General features: G+C 69.8%; 18 protein-coding genes. 10 read left to right on the forward strand and 8 right to left on the reverse strand.

Going from position 1 to position 20,453, the window contains the following annotated elements:
* The 3 genes from FB560_RS14580 to pyrE form a co-directional block, all read right to left on the reverse strand.
* On the reverse strand, nucleotides 1–370 hold a 370-nt coding region (locus FB560_RS14580), incomplete at its 3' end, for an anhydro-N-acetylmuramic acid kinase (RefSeq protein WP_211349993.1).
* Between the two features lie 116 nt (nucleotides 371–486).
* A complete protein-coding gene (locus tag FB560_RS14585) occupies nucleotides 487–1,359 on the reverse strand; it encodes an ROK family protein (protein WP_233444108.1) in 873 nt (290 codons plus the stop codon).
* Nucleotides 1,356–1,916 (reverse strand): orotate phosphoribosyltransferase, encoded by a 561-nt coding sequence (gene pyrE / locus FB560_RS14590; protein ID WP_141870484.1) that lies wholly within the window; start codon nucleotides 1,914–1,916, stop codon nucleotides 1,356–1,358. Before pyrE ends, FB560_RS14585 begins: the two co-directional genes overlap by 4 nt.
* 156 nt (nucleotides 1,917–2,072) lie before the next feature.
* On the opposite strand from pyrE, the gene FB560_RS14595 reads away from it, so the two are divergent.
* On the forward strand, nucleotides 2,073–2,933 hold the full coding sequence (locus tag FB560_RS14595; RefSeq protein ID WP_141870483.1) for an exodeoxyribonuclease III: 861 nt from the start codon (nucleotides 2,073–2,075) through the stop codon (nucleotides 2,931–2,933).
* Nucleotides 2,934–2,957: 24 nt separating this feature from the next.
* A complete protein-coding gene (locus tag FB560_RS14600) occupies nucleotides 2,958–3,767 on the forward strand; it encodes a Cof-type HAD-IIB family hydrolase (protein ID WP_141870482.1) in 810 nt (269 codons plus the stop codon).
* Between the two features lie 9 nt (nucleotides 3,768–3,776).
* On the opposite strand, the gene FB560_RS14605 is transcribed toward FB560_RS14600, so the two are convergent.
* Genes FB560_RS14605 through FB560_RS14615 form a run of 3 tightly spaced genes read right to left on the reverse strand, consistent with a single transcriptional unit; the run spans nucleotide 3,777 to nucleotide 5,588 of the window.
* A complete protein-coding gene (locus tag FB560_RS14605) occupies nucleotides 3,777–4,424 on the reverse strand; it encodes a dihydrofolate reductase family protein (protein WP_141870481.1) in 648 nt (215 codons plus the stop codon).
* Nucleotides 4,425–4,459: 35 nt separating this feature from the next.
* Nucleotides 4,460–5,146, reverse strand: coding sequence for a winged helix-turn-helix transcriptional regulator (locus tag FB560_RS14610; RefSeq protein ID WP_141870480.1), 687 nt, complete (start codon nucleotides 5,144–5,146; stop codon nucleotides 4,460–4,462).
* Nucleotide 5,147: 1 nt separating this feature from the next.
* Entirely contained in the window at nucleotides 5,148–5,588 is a 441-nt protein-coding gene (locus FB560_RS14615; RefSeq protein ID WP_141873044.1) for a VOC family protein, read from the reverse strand.
* A gap of 169 nt (nucleotides 5,589–5,757) precedes the next feature.
* On the opposite strand from FB560_RS14615, the gene FB560_RS14620 reads away from it, so the two are divergent.
* The 5 genes from FB560_RS14620 to FB560_RS14640 all read left to right on the forward strand — a co-directional run bounded on the left by FB560_RS14620 (nucleotide 5,758) and on the right by FB560_RS14640 (nucleotide 11,031).
* Nucleotides 5,758–7,014, forward strand: coding sequence for a sensor histidine kinase (locus FB560_RS14620; protein ID WP_229673349.1), 1,257 nt, complete (start codon nucleotides 5,758–5,760; stop codon nucleotides 7,012–7,014).
* Nucleotides 7,011–7,709: a response regulator gene (locus tag FB560_RS14625; protein WP_141870478.1), complete on the forward strand. Its 699-nt coding sequence runs from the start codon at nucleotides 7,011–7,013 to the stop codon at nucleotides 7,707–7,709. Before FB560_RS14620 ends, FB560_RS14625 begins: the two co-directional genes overlap by 4 nt.
* A 29-nt stretch (nucleotides 7,710–7,738) precedes the next feature.
* Nucleotides 7,739–8,947 (forward strand): benzoate/H(+) symporter BenE family transporter, encoded by a 1,209-nt coding sequence (locus FB560_RS14630; protein WP_141873269.1) that lies wholly within the window; start codon nucleotides 7,739–7,741, stop codon nucleotides 8,945–8,947.
* Between the two features lie 96 nt (nucleotides 8,948–9,043).
* Nucleotides 9,044–9,940: an ABC transporter ATP-binding protein gene (locus tag FB560_RS14635; RefSeq protein ID WP_141873270.1), complete on the forward strand. Its 897-nt coding sequence runs from the start codon at nucleotides 9,044–9,046 to the stop codon at nucleotides 9,938–9,940.
* Entirely contained in the window at nucleotides 9,937–11,031 is a 1,095-nt protein-coding gene (locus FB560_RS14640) for an ABC transporter permease (protein WP_141873271.1), read from the forward strand. Before FB560_RS14635 ends, FB560_RS14640 begins: the two co-directional genes overlap by 4 nt.
* Before the next feature lie 157 nt (nucleotides 11,032–11,188).
* On the opposite strand, the gene FB560_RS14645 is transcribed toward FB560_RS14640, so the two are convergent.
* A complete protein-coding gene (locus FB560_RS14645; RefSeq protein WP_141873272.1) occupies nucleotides 11,189–14,650 on the reverse strand; it encodes a proline dehydrogenase family protein in 3,462 nt (1,153 codons plus the stop codon).
* A gap of 156 nt (nucleotides 14,651–14,806) precedes the next feature.
* Here FB560_RS14645 and FB560_RS14650 point away from each other — a divergent pair, with 156 nt between their 5' ends.
* The 3 genes from FB560_RS14650 (at nucleotide 14,807) to FB560_RS14660 (ending at nucleotide 18,062) form a co-directional block, all read left to right on the forward strand.
* Nucleotides 14,807–15,715, forward strand: a complete 909-nt coding sequence (locus tag FB560_RS14650) for a LysR substrate-binding domain-containing protein (protein ID WP_141873273.1) — start codon at nucleotides 14,807–14,809, stop codon at nucleotides 15,713–15,715.
* A gap of 119 nt (nucleotides 15,716–15,834) precedes the next feature.
* On the forward strand, nucleotides 15,835–16,422 hold the full coding sequence (locus FB560_RS14655; protein WP_141873274.1) for a nitroreductase family protein: 588 nt from the start codon (nucleotides 15,835–15,837) through the stop codon (nucleotides 16,420–16,422).
* A 128-nt stretch (nucleotides 16,423–16,550) separates the two neighbouring features.
* The gene (locus FB560_RS14660) at nucleotides 16,551–18,062 is read left to right on the forward strand and encodes an APC family permease (protein ID WP_141873275.1); all 1,512 of its coding nucleotides are present in this window, start codon (nucleotides 16,551–16,553) and stop codon (nucleotides 18,060–18,062) included.
* Between the two features lie 71 nt (nucleotides 18,063–18,133).
* On the opposite strand, the gene FB560_RS14665 is transcribed toward FB560_RS14660, so the two are convergent.
* Nucleotides 18,134–20,341, reverse strand: a complete 2,208-nt coding sequence (locus FB560_RS14665; RefSeq protein WP_141873276.1) for an ATP-dependent Clp protease ATP-binding subunit — start codon at nucleotides 20,339–20,341, stop codon at nucleotides 18,134–18,136.
* Nucleotides 20,342–20,453 lie beyond the last annotated feature (112 nt).

Here is a 20,453-nt window from a genome sequence, read left to right on the forward strand (position 1 = left end):
CGACGCGCTCGGCGATCCACGCCGGCTGCCCGATCTGCAGCGTGCCGAGCGCGTGCCCCGCGTCGACCCAGTGGTACACCGTCTGGCGTGGTGCAGACCGCGTCCACTCCCCCGACGGACGCGGGCGGGCGGTGGCGGCGACCTCGGCGAACGCCTGTCCGATCAGGGTGTCGAGTTCGCACACCTCGGCGAGGGTCGTCGGGGCGGGCGGAAGCGCGGCGACCAGACGTGCGCGGAGAGCGGGGGCGTAGGGGATGCTGTCCTCGAGCAGCACGGTGCCGCGGAGAGCGCCGTCGGTCTCGTCGAAGTCGACCACCGTGACGTCGATGCCGTCGTGTGAGGTGCCCGAGAGCAGGCCGAGTACGCGCATGCGCAGTCCTTCCGTCGTCTCCCACGAGCCTACGGCGTATTGTTAGGAGAGTGAACGGAATGACGGTCGTTCTTCGTACCGCCGTGCTCAGCGGATGACGAGCGCGGCGGCGCCGATCAGCGGCCCTTCGTCGCCGAGGCCCGAGCGCACGACGCGGGCACGCCGCGAATACTCGTGGGCCGCACTCGCGGTGAGCGCCTGCTGCCCAGGTCGATGTAGTCCGCGGAGACGCGCGAGAAACCGCCGCCGATCGCGACCATGTCGAGGTCCACGAGGGTCGCGGCATCCGCCAGCGCTTCTCCGACGGCCTTCGCCGAGCGTTCGATGGCCGCACGGGCGATCTCGTCACCGGCCGCGGCATCCTTCGCCAGATCCTCACCGGTCGCACCGGTCCAGCCCTGCTGCTGGGCCCAGGCGGCGCTGGCCGGACCCGAGGCGATCTCCTCGAGCGTCAGCCCGCCCTCACGGCGCACCTGTCCGAGGTGTCCGGCGTTGCCGGTGGCCCCGGGGATGTAGGCGCCGTTCGCCACGAAACCGCCGCCGACGCCGGTCGACACCACGATCGACAGCGAGGCGCCCGCCTCCTGCGTCGCGCCGAGCCAGGACTCCGCGAGCGCGAGCGCGCCGCCGTCATGGCCGAGAGTCGTGGGCACCTCGCGGCCCAGGATGTCGGATGCCGCCGTGCGCACCGCGTCCGCGAGGCCGAAGCCACGAGCGAGGGGCATGTTGACCGGCATGATGGCACCGGCCGCGCGGTCGATCGGGCCGGCACTGCCGACACCCGCACCGACGATGTCCGCTCCCACGGGAGCCGCGGCGAGCGCATGCGCGACGATCGCGCGCACCGCCGCGGTGAGCGAGTCGATCGTGGCCTCGCGCCCGGTGGCCTGCCTGCTGCGGCTGCCGTCCACGAGCGCGCCGTCCTCACTCACGAGGGCGGCCTCCATCTTCGTGCCGCCCACGTCGACGGCGAGTGCGTAGCGCGTCACTGCGGGTCGAGTCCGAGGTCGTCGAGGTCGAAGGCGGCGCGCCATTCGAGACCCTCGGCTTCGATCGCAGCCTGGGCCCCGGTCTTGCGGTCGACGATCACGGCGACGGCGACGATCTCGGCGCCTTCGCGACGCAGGGCCTCGACGGCCTTGAGTGCGGACTGTCCGGTCGTGGAGGTGTCTTCCAGCACCACGACCCGCTTGCCCTTGACGTCTGCACCCTCGATCTGACGGCCGCGGCCGTGGTCCTTCGGCTCCTTGCGCACGACGAACGCGTCGAGCGGGCGCTCGGTGGCGACCGAGGCGTGCAGCACCGAGTTCGCGATCGGGTCGGCTCCGAGCGTGAGCCCGCCGACCGCCACCACATCCAGGTCGCCGATCAGGTCGAGCATGATGCGGCCGATCGCGGGGGCGGCCCTGTGGTCGAGCGTGAGCTTGCGCATGTCGACGTAGTACGTCGCCTTCTTGCCACTGGAAAGGGTGAAGTCGCCGTGGAACACCGCCTCATCCTTGATGAGGTCGAGAAGTGTCTGGCGGTCTGCGTCGAGTGCGGTCACGACGTCCAGTGTAGAAGGCGCAGGCTCTGTGTTCCGCGGGAAGCGTGTTCTGCAGAAAGTCTGCGTGTCCGATGCCGCAACTCCGGTGTCCGATGCCGCAACTCCGGTGTCCGATGCCGCAACTCCGGTGTCCGATGCCGCAACTAGGCTGGAGGCATGCGCTTGGCCACCTGGAACGTCAACTCCATCCGCACCCGTGTCACCCGCACCGTCGAATTCGCCGTGCGCGAAGACATCGACGTGCTGGCGATGCAGGAGATCAAGTGCAAGCCCGAGCAGTTCCCCTACGGCCCGTTCGAAGAGGCCGGGTACCACGTCGAGGTGCACGGGTTGAACCAGTGGAACGGCGTCGCGATCGCGAGTCGCCTGCCGATCACCGACGTGCGCACGGCTTTCGACGGGATGCCGGGCTTCGCCAAGGGCCATGAGGGCCCGGATGCTCCGCTCGAGGCCCGTGCGCTCGGCGTGATGGTCGAGGGCGTGCGGGTGTGGAGCCTGTACGTGCCGAACGGCCGCTCTCTCGAGGACCCGCACTACGCCTACAAGCTGCACTGGCTCGAGGCGCTGCGCAATTCCACGGCCGCCGAGCTCTCGGCGAACCCCGACCTGCCGCTGGCCCTGGTCGGCGACTTCAACATCATCCCGTTCGACACCGACAACGGCGACCCCGACATCGTCGAGGGCGTGTCGACCCACGTCTCCCCCGCCGAGCGCCAGGCGTTCTTCGCCTTCCAGGACGCCGGGGTCACCGACGTCGTGCGCCCCCTCATCCCCGAGGGCTTCACCTACTGGGACTACCAGCGGCTCAAGTTCCCCCGCAACGAGGGGGTCCGCATCGACTTCGTCCTCGGCTCGCGCACGCTGTCCGACGCCGTGTCCGGCGCATCCATCCATCGCGAGGAGCGCAAGGGCGAGCAGCCGAGCGATCACGTGCCCGTGGTCGTCGACCTCGACGGCAGCCGTCTGGGGACCGGCGGCGCGGAGGACGACGACGATCTTCCGATGATCTTCTCGTGACCCTGATCTCGTGACCGTGCTCCCGTGACGCTCCGCCTGATCGCAACGGATCTCGACGGCACTCTCCTCGACCCGTCGTCCACGGTCACGCCGCGCACCCGCGCCGCGCTCGACGCCGCCCGCAGCCGCGGCATCCACGTCGTCCCCGTCACGGCGCGACAGCCGATCGGGCTGCGCACCATCGCCGCCGATGCCGCCTTCGACGGATGGGCGCTGTGCAGCAACGGCGCGTACGCGATCCACCTCACCGAAGGTCGGATGCTGTTCGCCGAGGAGCTCCCTGCCGAGACGATCCGCACGCTCGCCGCCGCGCTGCGCGCCAGCATCCCCGGACTGCTGTTCGCGAGCGTGCGCGAGGGCGGCGAGACCTTCGTCGCCCAGCACGGCTACGCCGAGATCGCGGACCTCTCCGACCACAAGCGCGACCCCGAGACGATGGGCGGCGTGCCGCTCGAGCAGGTGCTCGCGGCTCCGAGCCTGAAGTTCGTGATCCGTCACCCCGAGCTCGCGCCGGCCGCCCTGTTCGAGACGCTCAAGGATCTCGGTCTCACGGGCTTCGAGGCGACGCTCTCCGGCGCCCCGTTCGTCGAGGTCATGGCCGAAGGCGTCACCAAGGCCACCGGCCTCGCCCGCCTGTGCCGGCACCTCGATATCGACCGCTCCGAGGTCGTGGCGTTCGGCGATGCCCTCAACGACGTCGAGATGCTGCGCTGGGCAGGACGGGGCGTAGCCATGGCCGATGCGGAACCCGTGGTGCAGGACGCGGCAGACGAGACGACCGCGTCGAACGCCGACGACGGGGTGGCGCAGGTCATCGAGCGGCTGCTCGGCTAGGCGCGTCGCTCAGAACGTCCCGACCTCCGGCGTCCGGTCGGTGCGACCGTAGCGGAGCAGCGTCACGCCGCCCTCGTCGGTGATCGGGGGATGCAGCAGCCGGAGCACGGCGGGAAGCGCGTTGTCGTCGAAGACCTTCTTGCCTGCGCCGAGCAGCAGCGGGTAGACCCAGAGGTTGAGTTCGTCGAACAGCCCCTCCGCGAGCAGCGTGTGCACGAAGTCGAGGCTGCCGATCACGTGCACCTCGCGGTGCGACGCCCGCATCTGTGCGATCTCCGCGGCCAGGTCGCCGCCGACGCGCGTGCTGCCCTCCCAGTCCAGGGCGATGTCGGCATCCCGGGATGCCACGTACTTGGGCACCCGGTTGAAGAGCTGTCCGATGCCCCCCTCCGGCCCGTCGGTGTGGTGTGGCCAGTACCCCGCGAAGATGTCGTACGTGCGGCGGCCGAGCAGCAGTGCATCGAGCTGTCGCATCCCCTTGTCGATCTCGGATCCCACCCCCTCGGTCGGATAGCCGGCCTGCCAGCCGCTGAAGCGGAAGCCGCCCGAGGTGTCCTCATCGGTGCCGCCCGGCCCCTGGGCCACGCCGTCGAGAGAGGTGAACAGGTCGATCAGGATGCGGCCGGATGCGGGGGAGGTCGAAGCGTCAGTGCTCATGTCGTGCTCCTTGCGAAGGGATGCTGCCGTGCGGTTCAGCGCGCTGCCACCAGCGCCGGGATGTGGAAGGTCGTGGCGAACGAATCCAGCCACGCCTCCTCGCCGCGGACCACCGCGACGACGTCTTGTGCGAGCGCCTCGGCGGGAGTGAGCTCGCCGCCGATCAGCAGTCGGATGCCGGGACCCGCGACGATCACGGCATCCGGATCACCCGCGGGGGCGGTACCGCCCACGGGCGGGGCGGGCGGCGCGAGCTGTGCGACGCGGAGAGCGCCGCCGTGCACCGAGGCGCGCAGGGCGACATCGCCCACATGAAGCTCGTACTCGGCATCGGTCGCCGACTCCGCCCGGAAGGCGGTGCGCAGTGCCATCGTCAACGAGTCGGGGGTGACGACGTCGCCTTCTCTCGGGTCACCCATCGCCTGGAATCCCCAGCGTCCGATCGCGAGCATGATCGGCTCGAACGAGCGGCCGTACGGGGTGAGCTCGTAGACGAGTCCGCAGTTGTGCAGAGGAACCCGCCGCACGACCCCGCCCTCCTGCAGCTCCTTGAGCCGGGTGGAGAGGATGTTGGTCGGAATGCGCGGCAGGCCCAGCCGGAGGTCGGTGTAGCGGCGAGGGCCGACGAGCAGATCGCGCACGATGAGCAGCGCCCACCGCTCTCCGATCAACTCGACGGCCGTCGTCACACCGCAGTACTGGCCGTAGCTGCGCGCTGCCATGTCAGGAGCCGGTGCTCTGCTCCGCGACGTGCTCGGGTCCGTTCTCGACAGCCTCCTCGGTCATGAACAGGAAGCCGAGCGAGTTGCCGTCGGGGTCGTCCAGGTCGCGCGAGTACATGAAGCCGTAGTCCTGCGCCGGCTTGGGCTCGGTGCCACCGGCTGCGAGCCCCTTGGCGAGGATGTCGTCGACGTCTTCGCGGGAGTCGCGGCTGAAGGAGACGGACACCTGGGCGACCTCGTTCGGGTCGGCGATCGGCTTGTCGGTGAAGGTGGCGAAGAACTCGCGCTTGAGCACCATGAAGAAGATGTCCTCCGCCCAGACGACGCACGCGGCGTTCTCGTCGGTGAAGAGCGGATTGATCTCGCAGCCGAGTGCCGTGTAGAACGCCTTGCTGCGCTCGAGATCGGTGGTGGGCAGGTTGACGAAGACCTTGGTCACGATGACTCCTTTGTCGCTTCGCGGGCCGCGGAATGCGGCATCCGTCGATCGGGCACGAGACCCGTCGCCTGCATACTTGCAAAAAACAAGCACGCCGTCAACAGTCTGTTCCGGGGGAATCTCCCCCACGGGACGGATGCCGCGGCATCCCCCTCCGCCCTACGGTGGGAGGATGCCGTTCACCCGCACGCCGACCGCCCGCGAACGCCGCAACGATCTGCTGCTCGCCGCCGTGCTGTTCGCCGGAGCCGACATCAGCGCCGGACTGTCGTCGATCGCCCAGATCTACGGCGATCAGCAGGCGCCGTTGTGGACCGCTCTGGTCTACTCCGTCGTCGTGACCGCTCCCCTCGCATTCCGTCGCCGCTGGCCCGGCATCGTCGCCGTGGTGACCTCGACGGCCTACTTCGTCGCGGTGACCGTGAAGGTGCCGGAGCTCTACGTCGGCAACATCGCGATGTTCATCGGCCTGTACTCGGTGGGTGCCTGGATGAACGACCGCCGCCGCGCCATGATCGTGCGCATCGCGATCATCATCGGCATGTTCGCCTGGCTGCTGATCACCATGTACTACGAGGCCATCAAGCAGGCGGATGAGGCGGATGTCGTCGCCGGGGCGTTCTCCCCCTACATCGCCTTCATGATGATCCAGATCATGTTGAACGCGCTCTACTTCGGCGGGGCGTACTACTTCGGCGAGCGCGCATGGGCATCGGCCGCCGAACGCACCGTGCTGGAGCAGCGCACGATCGAGCTGGAGCGCGAGCGCGAGGTGACCGCCGCGCAGGCGGTCGCGCTGGACCGCGTACGCATCGCCCGGGAGCTGCATGACGTCGTCGCCCACCACGTGTCGGTCATGGGCGTGCAGGCCGGAGCGGCGCGGCTGGTGATCGAGCGGGACCCGTCCGAGTCGAAGCGGATCCTCACGGGGATCGAGTCCTCCGCGCGCGATGCGATCAGCGAACTGCGCCAGCTGTTGGAGACGCTGCGCACGCCCGGGGGCGACACGGCAGAACCGGCATCGACCCTCACCCTCGCCGACATCGCCGATCTCACCGCCTCCTCCACGGATGCGGGACTGCCCACCGCGTACACCGTGATCGGCGAGCCGATGCGCGTGCCGTCGGTCGTGGCCGTGAACCTCTACCGCATCGCGCAGGAGTCGCTCACGAACGCGCGTCGTCACGCCGGCGTCGGAGCGACCGCTGATGTGCGGGTGCGGTACGACGACGACGGCGTCGAGGTCGAGATCGTCAACACCGGTCGCACGGTCGGTCAACTCCGTCCGGGGCTCGGGCAGCTCGGCATGCGCGAACGGGCGATCGCCTCGGGCGGCACGATCGAGGTCTCACCGCGACCGCACGGCGGGTTGCGGGTGCGGGCACGCGTGCCGCTCTCCCCCACCGCCGCAGTGAAGGATCCCGCATGACCACCACTCCCATCCGCGTGCTGCTCGTCGACGACCACGCGATGCTCCGCGCCGGGTTCCGCACGATCCTCGAGACGCAGCCCGACATCACGGTGGTCGGTGAAGCGGCGACCGGCGCGGATGCCGTGGCGCAGGCATCCGCTCTACAGCCGGACGTCATCACGATGGACGTGCAGATGCCCGACATGGACGGCATCGAGGCGACCAGGCGCATCGTGGCCGACCCCGCGGTGGCCGCCGCGATCGCGATCGTCACGACCTTCGACCGCGACGACTATCTGCACCGAGCGCTCGAGGCCGGCGCCAGCGGCTTCCTGCTCAAGAACGCCGACGCCGAGGATCTGATCGCCGCCGTGCGCGCCCTCGCCGCCGGCGACGGGATGCTGGCGCCCGAGGTCACCCGCCGCGTGCTCGCCCGGTTCGCCGCGACCCCAGCCACCGGCCCGGTCGTCGCGGCCCCCGCCGCTCCCGCTCCCGCCACCGCTCCCGCCACCGTGCTCGCCGAGCCCCTGACCGAGCGCGAGGCCGAGGTGCTGGCGCTGCTCGCCGACGCCCGCAGCAACGCCGAGATCGCCGGAGCGCTGTACATCGGCGAGGCCACGGTGAAGACGCACGTGTCGCGCATCCTGCAGAAGCTCGGTGCGCGCGATCGCGTGCAGGCCGTCGTGCTGGCGCATCGCCTCGGTCTCGCGTGACGACGCCGCGCGGGCGCTAGCCTCGGAGCATGCCAGGCACCGCTCCCCCGTCCCACCCGAACGGAGCGCCCCGCCCCCACAGCGTGTCGCGCCCGGTCCTGGCAGGCGTCGTCACGGCGCTGGTGGGCTTCACGAGCTCCTTCGCCGTGGTGCTCACGGGTCTCAGTGCCGTGGGAGCCACGGCCGCGCAGGCCGCGAGCGGACTCCTCGCCGTGAGCCTCACGATGGGTCTCGCGTGCATCGTGCTCGCCTGGCGGTATCGGATGCCGATCACCGCAGCGTGGTCCACCCCCGGTGCCGCGCTGCTCGCCGCGACCGGCACCGTGGACGGCGGATGGCCTGCCGCGGTCGGCGCCTTCCTCGTGGCTTCCGCGCTGATCCTGCTGACCGCGCTCTGGCCGGCGCTGGGCGCGCTGATCGCCCGCATCCCGCCGTCGATCGCCCAGGCGATGCTCGCCGGGGTGCTGCTGCCGCTGTGCCTCGCGCCGATCACCGGCATCGTGGCGAACCCCTGGGGCGTCGTGCCGGTCGTGGTGACCTGGCTGATCTTCGCCCGATTCGCGCCGCGGTGGGCGGTCCCGCTGGCCTTCGTCACAGCGGCCGTGGTCGTCGCCGTCTCGCTCGTGCAGGCGGGGGCGCCCGTCGATCCGGCGCTGCTGCTGCCGCGGTTCGAGCTCACGGCACCCACCTTCACGGTCGGCGCACTGGTCGGCCTGGCTCTGCCGCTGTTCATCGTGACGATGGCCTCGCAGAACGTGCCGGGTGTCGCGGTCATGCGCAGCTTCGGATACGAGGTGCCCTGGCGTCCGGCGATGCTGGTGACCGGCCTCGGCACCGCGCTCGGTGCACCGGCCGGCGGTCACGCGATCAACCTCGCGGCGATCAGCGCGGCCCTCGCCGCAGGGCCCGATGCCGACCCCGATCCGCAGCGGCGCTGGATCGCCGGCGTCTCGACGGGCGCGTCGTACCTGGTGCTCGGCGGATTCTCGGCCGCGTTCGCCGCACTCGTCCTCCTCGCGCCGGAGGCCGTGATCCCCGCGGTCGCGGGTCTCGCCCTGTTCGCCGCGTTCGGGTCGTCGGTGCAGCAGGCGATCGACGACCCCGGCGAGCGGCTCCCCGCCGTCGTGACCTTCCTGGTCGCGGCATCCGGCATCGCGGTGCTCGGCGTCAGTGCCGCCTTCTGGGCCCTCGCCGCCGGTCTCCTGGTGCGCACGGTGCTCCACGCCGGCCGCCGCTGACCCCCGGTGTTCCCCCGACATCCACCGCACGGTTGATCGTCGCGAGTCCGCCGCAGGGGGGATGCCGCAGCGAGGGCATCTCCGTAGCGTGGAGCCATGACCACTGGACCCCTGGAACTGACGGGCATCACCAAGAGCTACGGCTCTCGGCGCGTTCTCGACGACGTCTCCTTCACCGTGACCCCTGGACGACTGACCGGTTTCGTCGGCGGCAACGGCGCCGGCAAGACCACGACCATGCGCATCGTGCTCGGGCTGCTGTCCGCCGACGGCGGGACGGTCGACCTGAACGGTACGCCGCTCACCACCGCCGACCGTCGCCGCTTCGGCTACATGCCGGAGGAGCGCGGCCTCTACCCCAAGATGAAGGTGCTCGAGCAGATCGTCTACCTCGCGCGTCTGCACGGCTTCGCCAAACCGGAGGCGACCGCGCGGGCGACCGAGCTGCTCACCGAGCTCGGCCTGGGTGAACGCCTGAACGACACGATCGAATCCCTCTCGCTCGGCAACCAGCAGCGGGCGCAGATCGCGGCCGCGCTGGTGCACGACCCCGAGGTGCTCATCCTCGACGAGCCGTTCTCCGGCCTCGACCCGCTCGCGGTCGACGTCGTCGCCGGGGTGCTGCAGTCCAGCGCCGCCAAGGGCGCAGCCATCCTGTTCTCCTCGCATCAGCTCGACGTGGTCGAGCGCCTGTGCGACGACCTGGTGATCCTCGCCGGCGGCACGATCCGCGCCTCCGGCTCGCGCGACGCACTGCGCTCCGAGCATGCGGGCAACCGCTACGAGCTGGTCTCGGCGGGCGACGCCGGCTGGCTGCGCACCGAGCCCGGTGTCACGGTCGTCGACTTCGAGGGCGGCTACGCGCTGTTCGACGCCGACGGCCCCGACACGGCGCAGCGTGTTCTCCGCTCCGCCGTCGAACGCGGCGACGTCGCGAGCTTCTCCCCCAAACATCCTTCTCTCGCCCAGATCTTCAAGGAGGTCATCCAGTGAGCACTCCCTCTCCCGTTCGCGGTTCCAACGGCATCTGGCTCGTCGCCGAGCGCGAGATCGGGTCGAAGCTGCGCAGCAAGGCCTTCATGATCTCGACCGGCATCCTGCTGCTGATCGCCCTGGTCGGCATCCTGCTGTCCGGCTTCGCGAGCAACAACAGCGCTGACGACAAGATGCCGGTGGCGGCGACCTCGCAGACCGAAGCGGCCGTCTCGGCGCTGCCGAACGTGACCGTGACCGCGGTATCGGACCAGGCCGCGGCCGAGGAGCTCGTGCGCTCCGAGAAGGTCGACGCCGCCGTGATCCCCGGCGACGGCCCCTCCGGCTACACGATCATCGCGCTGAAGGATGCCCCCGGCTCACTCGTGTCGGCGCTGTCGCAGTCGCCCGACGTCGTGATCCTGGACCCCGCGACCACCAACCCGCTGCTGCGCTACTTCATCGCGATCGGCTTCGGTCTCGTGTTCATGATGGCCGCGGCGACGTTCGGCGGCACGATCGCGCAGAGTGTCGTCGAGGAGAAGCAGACCCGCGTGGTCGAGGTGCTGCTCTCCGCGATCCCCGCCCGCACTCTGCTCGCCGGCAAGGTGATCGGCAACACGGTGCTCGCGATGGGGCAGATCCTCGCCCTCGCCGCGATCGCCACGGTGGGGCTGATCATCACCGGCCAGAACGAGATCCTCGCCACCCTGGGGGCGCCGATCATCTGGTTCGCGGTGTTCTTCCTGTTCGGGTTCATCCTGCTCGCGTCGATGTTCGCCGCCGCGGCATCCATGGTCTCCCGCCAGGAGGACATCGGATCGACCACGACCCCGATCACCATGCTGATCATGGCCCCGTACATCCTGGTCATCGTCTTCAACGACAACCCGCTGGTGCTGACGATCATGTCGTACGTGCCGTTCTCCGCCCCGGTCGGGATGCCGATGCGACTCTTCGTCGGCGAGGCGCAGTGGTGGGAGCCGCTGCTGTCGCTGGTGATCCTGCTCGCGAGCTGCGTGGCCGCGATCGTGGTCGGCGCCAAGATCTACGAGAACTCGCTCCTGCGCATGGGGACGCGCGTGAAGCTCAAGGAGGCGCTGCGCGGCTGACGCGCACGTGCCGACCCCGGGACCGGGCCCCGCGATCCAGCGAGACCCACCATCAACGCCGAGACCCACCACCGCAGACGTCTGCAGTGGTGGGTCTCGGCGTTGGTGATGGGTCTCGGGAACCGCGGGGAGCACGCGCGGAGGAAGACTCCTGCGCTCAGATCACGCCGTCCGTGAGGCCGGTCGGGTTGCCGAAGCGGTGGTTCGTGATCGACACGGCCTGCTCGTGCAGGAACGGCAGCATCTCCACCCGGCCGGCACCGGTCACGGCGTGCGACCAGACGGCCACGTCGGGGCTTCCACCCAGCGCGGCGAACAGCGCCGAGGCGTCGCCGCCGACCAGACGCACCCGCTGCCAGCTGCTCTGGCCCTTCGCCACCGCCTTGGCGTACCGCTTGGCCCAGGCGGCATCCTTGTCGTGCGTCACCGTCACGCCCTGGGCGCGCAGCACCTTCTCGACGCCGCCCGGAAGGCTCGCGGCCGAGACCGTGAACGGGCTGCCGCTGCGCAGAGCCGCGGCGAGCACGCGCACGCTCTCGACGAGCGGCGCATCCTCGGCGAGACGCACGTCGACGGCGACGGGACGGTAGCGGAACAGGTTGCGCTCGACGCCCAGCCCCGACTTGTCGGAGACGGCGCCGAACTCGGAGGTCCAGGCGCTCTCATCCGAGGCGGCGGCCCGCAGCAGCCAGTCGTTCTGCGCACCGTCGAGCTCGCCGTCCGCGGCGTGCAGCAGCGCGTCGACGGCCGGAGCCACCGCCGCACCGGCGACCACGGCCGGCAGCTCGGATGCCGTCCACTCGCCGAGTCCGAACAGGTAGTTCGGGCCACCGGCCTTGGCACCGGCGCCGACGGCCGAACGCTTCCAGCCGCCGAACGGCTGCCGCTGCACGATCGCGCCGGTGATGCCGCGGTTCACGTACAGGTTGCCGGCCTCGACGCGGTCGAGCCAGGTCGCGACCTCGGCGGAGTCGAGCGAGTGGAGCCCTGCCGTCAGGCCGTAGTCCACCGCGTTCTGCAGGCGGATGGCCTCGTCGAGGTCCTTGGCGTGCATGATGCCGAGCACCGGGCCGAAGAACTCGGTCATGTGGAAGTACGAGCCCTCGGCGACGCCGGTCTTCACACCCGGGGTCCACTGCTTGCCCTCGGCGTCGAGCCTGCGGGGCTTCACGAGCCACTTCTCTCCCTTGCCGAGCTCGGTCAGCGCGGCGAGCAGCTTGCCGTCGGCGGGCTCGATGATCGGCCCCATCTGCGTGCTCGGGTCATCCGGCAGGCCGACACGCATCGAGGCGACCGCGTCGACGAGCTGGCGCTCGAAGCGACGGGAGTCCGCGACCGAGCCGACCAGGATCGCCAGCGAGGCCGCGGAGCACTTCTGCCCGGCGTGGCCGAAGGCGCTGCGCGCCACGTCGGCGGCAGCCAGGTCGAGGTCGGCGGACGGCGTCACGATGATCGCGTTCTTGCCGCTGGTCTCGGCGAGCAGCGGCAGGTCGGACCGGAACGAACGGAACAACTGCGCGGTCTCGTAGGCACCGGTGAGGATGACACGGTCCACCTCTGGACTGGCGACCAGGCGGGTGCCCAGGTCGCGCGAGGCGAGGTCGACCAGGGCGAGCAGGTCGCGTGGCACCCCGGCCGCCCACAGTGCCTCGATCATGACGGCGCCGCACCGCTGAGTCAGCTTGGCGGGCTTGATGATCACGCCGGAACCCGAGGCGAGTCCGGCCAGCACGCCGCCGGCCGGGATCGCGACGGGGAAGTTCCACGGCGGGGTCACGACCGTGACCTTCGAGGGGATGAACGTGGCACCCGAGACGGTCTCGAGGTCCTTCGCCCGCTCGGCGTAGTAGTGCGCGAAGTCGATCGCCTCGCTGATCTCGGGGTCTGCCTCGGCGAGCGTCTTGCCCGCCTCGTGCGCCATGATCTCGAGCAGCTGACCGCGGCGTGCGGAGAGCTCGTCGCCCGCGCGATGCAGCACGGCGGCGCGGTCCGCGGCGGGAAGGGCCGCCCACTTCTCGGCAGCCGCGGTGGCGGCGGCGAAGATGCCGTCGAGCTGCTCGTCCGTCTCGACGCGTGCCGCGGCGATCGCGTCGACACCGAGCGTGGTGTCCACCGACCGCTGCAGGATCGCGCGACCCCAGGTGCGGTTGGCGCCGAGCGCGGGATCGGTGTCGGGCTGGTTGTGGAACGCGGTCGTCGGGGTGGCGGCTTCCGCCTCCGTGGCCCGGTTCTGCACGCGGTTCGAGGCAGGTACCGAACGGTCGGCCTCGAGTCCGGCCAGCGAACGCTCGAAGCGCTCCCGCTCGCGGGTGAGCAGCGTCGGGTTCGAGGCGAGCTCGAAGACGGCCGACATGAAGTTCTCGGAACTGGCGTTCTCCTCCAGGCGGCGCACGAGGTACGCGATCGCCACGTCGAACTCCGCCGGGTTCACGACCGGCGTGTACAGCAGCAGGCGACCGACGTCCTTGCGCACGGCCTCGGCCTGCCCGGTCGCCATGCCCAGGAGCATCTCGTACTCGACCAGCGAACCGCCGTCGACCCCGCGCGCCTGCGACAGCAGCCAGGTGTACGCGATGTCGAACAGGTTGTGGCCGGCGACGCCGATGCGCACGGCGTCCAGACGCTCCGGGGTCAGCGCCCAGTCGAGCACGCGCTTGTAGTTGGTGTCGGAATCCTGCTTGGTCGAGTAGGTCGCGAGCGGCCAGCCGTGCACGGCGGCATCCACATGCTCCATCGCGAGGTTCGCCCCCTTGACGACGCGCACCTTGATCGGCGCTCCGCCCTTCGCGCGCCGAGCGGTCGCCCACTCCTGCAGGTGCTGCATCGCCCCGAGGGCGTCGGGCAGGTACGCCTGGAGGACGATGCCGGCCTCGAGGTTCTCGAGGCCGGGCTGGTCGAGGATGCTCGTGAACGCCGCGATCGTCAGATCGAGGTCGCGGAACTCCTCCATGTCGAGGTTGATGAACTTCGCCTTGCCGGCCGCCTCGGAACGCGCGGCGAGCTCATACAGCGGAGTGAGGCGCGTGACGACATCGGCGACGGCCTCGTCGAACGACCACATCGACAGCTGGCTGACCACGCTGGAGACCTTGATCGAGACGTAGTCGACGTCGTCTCGGGCGAGGAAGTCGCTGGTCCCCTGCAGGCGACGGCCGGCCTCGCGCTCGCCGAGCACGGCCTCGCCGAGCAGGTTGAGGTTCAGGCGGTTGCCGCTCTTGCGCAGCTTCGCGATCGCCGGGCCGAGCTTGGCCGGCGTCGCGTCGAGCACCAGGTGGCCGACCATCGCGCGCAGCACACGGCGGGAGATCGGCACCACGACGCCCGGGAGCTTCGGGGCCATGAAGCCACCGGTCTTGATCGCGCTGCGCAGGTACCAGGGCAGCAGCGTCGGGGTGATCTCGGAGATCTCGGCGAGCTTGCGACCCGCGACGCTCAGGTCCTCCGGGCGCATGACACCGTCGACGAAGCCGACCGTGAAGTCGAGCCCGTTCGGGTCCTTCAGCACCTCGGCGAGACGCTGGGCCGCGGGCTCGACGGGGTGGGTCTCGCTCTCGGTGAGCCAGCGCTGCACGACGGCGGCGACGTCCGAGGTGCGGGGGGTGGTGTCGACGGCAGTCATCGGCGGGGAAACCTCCAGGTCGGGAGCGCACACCTCGGGATCGTGTGCGGCTGGATCATTGTCATCCCCGACGGTAGGCTCCGTCTATCAACCGATTCGAGTGGATTCTGTTCACTCAGACTGAACGAACTTCGCCGCCCGCCAGGAGGATCCCTCGTGCTCGACGTCAATCGCCTACGGATGCTCGTGGAGCTCAGCCGCCGCGGCACGCTCTCGGCCGTGGCCGACGCCCTGTCGTACAGCAAGGCCTCGGTCTCACAGCAGCTGAGCGCGCTGGAGCGGGACGTCGGCGTGCCGCTCCTGCGCCGCGTGGGCAGGGGGGTGCAGTTCACCCCGCAGGGGAACGTGCTGGTCGCGGAGGCGATCGGCATCCTCGATCAGCTCGAGCACGCCCAGGTGGCGGTGGCGGAGTCGCTGACCGAGGTGACCGGCACCGTGCGCATCGCGGTGTTCCAGTCGGCCGCGCACTCGCTGCTCCCCCGGGCGCTCGCATCCCTCAGGGACGACCACCCCGCCCTGCGCGTCGAGGTGACCGAGTGCGACCCCGAGACCGGGCTCGTCGGTGTCTCCAGCCGCGACTTCGACCTGATCCTCGCCGAGCAGTACCCCGGCGTCACCCGCCCGATCCACGCCGACCTGGACCGGGTCGCGCTCGCCCATGACGCGATCACGCTCGCGCGCCGCCCCGGCACCCCCGACACGGCGGATGCCGTCGCCGCGCTCTGGTCGACACGGGAACAGCCCTGGGTGCTCGAGCCCGCAGGCACCGCATCGAGGGCGTGGGCGGAGCAGCTGTGCCGCACCGCCGGGTTCGAACCGGATGTGCGCTTCGAGGTCGCCGACCTCACCGCGCACGTGCGACTCATCCGCGCCGGGCTCGCCACCGGGCTCCTGCCGGAACTGGTCTGGGCAGGCGAGACCCCGACCGTCGCGCTCACCGCACTGCCGGAGCAGCCGCGGCGCGAGATCTTCTCCTCCGCGCGACGCGTGTCGGCCGCGGCGCCATCGATCCGCGCCGTGCGCCGCGCCCTCGCATCCGCTGCCTCGCACAACCTGCTCGACTGAGTCGCAGCGTCCTCGTCCGTCATCCTGGAACTCATCGGGAATATGCATGCACATGCATCCGTTGTGTCCCGTGTAGCCGGACGAAGGAGTCCGATCCACTCCTTCTGAAAGGCACTTCCGTGAGCACTCCCGTGATCGACCGCACCGCCCCGACCGAGCACCCCGTCCTCGACGTCCTCGCCGGACGCTGGAGCCCCCGCGCCTTCGACGCGCAGAACTCGATCGACGAGGCCAAGCTCGCCACCGCCCTCGAGGCCGCCCGCTGGAGCCCGTCCGCCAACAACTCGCAGCCGTGGCGCTTCATCGTCGCCCGCCGTGGAACCGCGCTGCACGCGCAGGTCGTCGACGCGCTCATGGGCTTCAACCAGGCCTGGGCAGGGAACGCCGCCGTGCTGGTCGTCGCGATCGCCGAGACCGCGACCGCGGACGGCACCCCGATCACCCACGCCTTCTACGACCTCGGCCAGGCCGTCGCCCACTTCTCGGTGCAGGCGCACCACGACGGTCTCCTCGTGCACCAGATGAGCGGCTTCGACCCGGAGGTCGTGCGCGAGTTCGCCGACCTCGAGGAGCGCTTCGTGCCCGCCACCGTCTTCGCCGTCGGCGAGTTCGGCGACGTCGACTCCCTGCCCGAGGTGCTGCAGGAGCGCGAGGTCGCCCCGCGCGTGCGTCGCCCGATCGCCGAGACGGTCATCCTCAGCGCCTGAGCCCCGCGAGCACAGCTCGCTCCCGTCTCCCTTCTCGTCGCTCGCCACCGCGGGAGCGACGAGAAGGGAGACGGGAGCTTTCTTTTGGGAGGGGTGCGGCGGGGCACCCCCGACCTACAATCGACCGCATGGCGATTCAGCGCAGGATCAAGTCCGTCGAACGGTCCATGGCCGAGACGCACGATGAGAAACGCTCGCTGAAACGGTCGCTCGGCGTCTGGGACCTCGCCGTCATGGGCGTCGCCGTCGCCGTCGGCGCCGGCATCTTCTCGGTCGGCGCCGAGGCATCCGCCCGCCACGCCGGCCCCGCGGTGATCATCTCGTTCATCATCGCCGCCTCCGTCTGCGGCCTCGCGATCCTCTGCTACGCCGAGTTCGCCTCCTCGATCCCCGTCGCCGGCTCGGCCTACACCTTCACGTACTCGACGCTCGGGGAGTTCCTGGCCTGGATCATCGGCTGGGACCTGATCCTCGAGATGCTCATGGCCTCCGCCGTGATCGCGAAGTACTGGGGCGTCTACCTGGGCGATGCGGTCTCGCTGTTCAACCTCGAGATCCCCATGACGATCCCGATCGGGCCCCTCTCCTTCGACTGGGGCCCCGTCGTCATCGTCGCGATCTTCACCGTGCTGCTCGCCCTCGGCACGCGCCTGTCGAGCCGGGTCAACAGCGTCTTCACCGTCATCAAGGTCGCGATCGTGCTGTTCGTGATCGTGGTCGGGCTGTTCTTCATCAACGGGGCCAACTACACGCCGTTCGTCCCTCCGGCCGAACCCGGCGCCGCGTCCGAGAGCGCCTGGACCCAGTCGCTGTTCTCGCTCATGACCGGCTCCGAGCCCTCGATCTACGGCGTCTTCGGCATCCTCAGCGGCGCCGCCCTCGTGTTCTTCGCGTTCATCGGCTTCGACGTGGTGGCCACCAGCGCCGAGGAGACCAAGGACCCCAAGCGCACCGTGCCGCGCGGCATCATCCTCGGCCTCATCATCGTGACGGTCCTGTACGTGCTGGTCGCGATCGTGATCACGGGCATGGTCTCGTACACCGAACTCGCGAAGCTCGATGAACCCTCGCTGGCGAGCGCTTTCGAACTCGTCGGAGCGACCTGGGCGGCGCAGGTCATCGCGATCGGCAGCCTGGTCGGGCTCACGACCGTCGTCATGGTGCTGCTGATGGGCCTGGCCCGCGTGGTGTTCGCCATGAGCCGCGACGGCCTGCTGCCGCGCGCGCTCAGCGTCACCGACGCCAAGCGCGGCACGCCGATCCGCATCCAGCTGATCGTCGGCGTGCTGATCGCGATCATCGCCGGCTTCACCGACGTGCAGGTGCTGGGCGACATGATCAACATCGGCACCCTCTCGGCGTTCGTGCTCGTCAGCATCGGCGTGCCGATCCTGCGCAAGAGCCGCCCCGACCTGGAGCGTCCGTTCACGGTGCCACTCTCGCCGTGGCTGCCGTGGATCTCGGCGATCGCCTGCTTCTGGCTCATGCTGAACCTGAGCACCGAGACCTGGCTGCGATTCGCGATCTGGCTGGCCCTCGGACTCGTCATCTACTTCACGTATTCGCGCAGCCACTCGCTGATCGGACGTGAACTGGCCGAGGACGCGCTCGGGGGCATCCGGCAGAAGCCGTTGCGCTGAGCCCATAGAGAAGAAGAGCGCCGCCCGGGTTCCCCCGGAGCGGCGCTCTTCCTGTGTGTACTGCCGGACGATCAGTCGTCGAGCAGTTCAGCCTCGATCACGTCGTCGTCGAGATCCGGCTCCGGGGTGGCGCTGGTGAGCACCAGGCCGGAGCCGTCTGCGGCCATGTCGACCCGCACGGTGTCGCCATCGCGCACCCCGCCCGACAGCAGCGCGGTGGCCAGCTTGTTCTGCACTTCGGACTGGATCAGTCGCCGCAGCGGACGCGCACCGAACATCGGGTCGTATCCGCGCTCTGCGAGCCACGACCGCGCGTCAGGGGTGACCGCGAGGGTGAGCCGGCGGTCGCGCAGCCGCGTGTGCAGCTGATCGACCGACAGCTCGACGATCTGTGCGAGGTCGTCTTCGCTGAGCGCCTGGAACATCACGATGTCGTCGAGACGGTTCAGGAACTCCGGGCGGAACGCCTGGCGCACGAGGGCCATGACCTGATCGCGCTTCTCATCCGGCGCGAGCACCGGGTCGATCAGGATCGGCGAGCCGAGGTTCGACGTCAGGATCAGGATCACGTTCGAGAAGTCGACCGTGCGCCCCTGCCCATCGGTGAGCCGACCGTCGTCGAGCACCTGCAGCAGCACGTCGAACACCTCGGGGTGCGCCTTCTCGACCTCGTCGAGCAGGATCACGCTGTACGGGCGACGCCGCACGGCCTCGGTCAGCTGACCGCCCTGCTCGTAGCCGACGTAGCCCGGAGGAGCACCGACGAGCCGTGAGACCGAGTGCTTCTCGCCGTACTCCGACATGTCGATGCGCACCATGGCATGCTCGTCGTCGAAGAGGAACTCCGCCAGCGCCTTGGCCAGCTCGGTCTTGCCCACGCCGGTCGGTCCCAGGAACAGGAACGAACCCGTCGGGCGACCGGGGTCGCTGATGCCCGCGCGGGAGCGGCGCACCGCATCCGACACCGCCTTGACGGCATCCTTCTGTCCGATGAGCCGCTTGCCCAGCTCGGATTCGAGGTGCAGCAGCTTCTCGGACTCGCCCTGCAGCAGACGGCCGACGGGGATGCCGGTCCACGCCGCGATGACGCCGGCGATGTCCTCGTCCGTGACCTGTTCGTTGACCATGCGGCCTTCGTCCGGTTCGGACTGCTCCGACCGTTCTGCCTCGATCAGCTCCCGCTCGAGCGCCGGGATGTCGGCGTACAGCAGCCGCGACGCGCGCTCGAGGTTGCCCTCGCGCTGCGCCCGCTCGGCGTCGCTGCGTGCGGCGTCGAGACGCGTCTTCAGGTCACCGACACGGTTCAGCGATGCCCGCTCGCGCTCCCAGCGGGCCTGCAGCTCACCGAGCTTGGCCTCTTCGGTCGCGAGATCGGCGCGGAGGGCGGCGAGACGCTCCTTGGAGGCCGCGTCCTTCTCCTTCTTGAGCGCGAGCTCCTCGAGCTTGAGACGGTCGACGTGTCGCCGCAGCTCGTCGATCTCGACCGGCGCGGAGTCGATCTCCATGCGCAGCCGCGACGCGGCCTCGTCGATCAGGTCGATGGCCTTGTCGGGCAGCTGCCGCGCGGGCAGATAGCGGTTCGACAGCGACGCCGCCGCCACCAGAGCACCGTCCGAGATGGCGACCTTGTGGTGCGCTTCGTAGCGCTCCTTGAGCCCGCGCAGGATCGCGATCGTGTCCTCGACCGTCGGCTCCCCCACGTACACCTGCTGGAAGCGGCGCTCGAGGGCGGCATCCTTCTCGATGAACTCGCGATACTCGTTGAGCGTGGTCGCGCCGATCAGGCGCAGCTCGCCGCGGGCCAGCATCGGCTTGAGCATGTTGGATGCCGCGACCGATCCCTCGCCTCCACCGGCGCCCATCAGCACGTGGAGCTCGTCGATGAAGGTGATGACCTGCCCCTCGGACTCGGTGATCTCCTTGAGAACCTGCTTCAGCCGCTCCTCGAACTGTCCGCGGTACATCGCACCGGCGACGAGCGCCGAGATGTCGAGGGTGATCAGCTCCTTGTCCTTGAGGGACTCGGCCACGTCGCCCGCCACGATGCGCTGGGCGAGGCCCTCGACGACCGCCGTCTTGCCGACACCGGGCTCGCCGATCAGCACCGGGTTGTTCTTGGTGCGACGGGTGAGCACCTGGCTGACGCGACGGATCTCGCTGTCACGCCCGATCACGGGGTCGAGCTTGCCCTGGCGTGCACGGTCGGTGAGGTTGATACCGAACTGCTCGAGGGCGGACTGCTGATCTTGGTTCTGCGAACTGTTCTGCGGGTTCGTCATCTGTCCCTCCTGAGGAGACTCCTTCTGGCCGATCCGTCCGGACCTGCAGGCCGGACGGTAAAAGTTGAGTTGTGTTGACTCAAGTTTAGCAGGAGGCCGCCACTCCGGCAAT

The sequence above is a fragment of the Microbacterium saperdae genome, assembly GCF_006716345.1.
GTDB classification, from domain to species: Bacteria; Actinomycetota; Actinomycetes; order Actinomycetales; family Microbacteriaceae; genus Microbacterium; species Microbacterium saperdae.

Coding starts and splice junctions, on each gene's coding strand:
- FB560_RS14595 (WP_141870483.1), top strand. CDS start 2,073: ATGCGCTTGGCCACCTGGAACGTCAACTCCATCCGCACCCGTGTCACC.
- FB560_RS14605 (WP_141870481.1), bottom strand. CDS start 4,424: ATGAGCACTGACGCTTCGACCTCCCCCGCATCCGGCCGCATCCTGATC.
- FB560_RS14610 (WP_141870480.1), bottom strand. CDS start 5,146: ATGGCAGCGCGCAGCTACGGCCAGTACTGCGGTGTGACGACGGCCGTC.
- FB560_RS14620 (WP_229673349.1), top strand. CDS start 5,758: ATGCCGTTCACCCGCACGCCGACCGCCCGCGAACGCCGCAACGATCTG.
- FB560_RS14625 (WP_141870478.1), top strand. CDS start 7,011: ATGACCACCACTCCCATCCGCGTGCTGCTCGTCGACGACCACGCGATG.
- FB560_RS14630 (WP_141873269.1), top strand. CDS start 7,739: ATGCCAGGCACCGCTCCCCCGTCCCACCCGAACGGAGCGCCCCGCCCC.
- FB560_RS14635 (WP_141873270.1), top strand. CDS start 9,044: ATGACCACTGGACCCCTGGAACTGACGGGCATCACCAAGAGCTACGGC.
- FB560_RS14645 (WP_141873272.1), bottom strand. CDS start 14,650: ATGACTGCCGTCGACACCACCCCCCGCACCTCGGACGTCGCCGCCGTC.
- FB560_RS14660 (WP_141873275.1), top strand. CDS start 16,551: ATGGCGATTCAGCGCAGGATCAAGTCCGTCGAACGGTCCATGGCCGAG.
- FB560_RS14665 (WP_141873276.1), bottom strand. CDS start 20,341: ATGACGAACCCGCAGAACAGTTCGCAGAACCAAGATCAGCAGTCCGCC.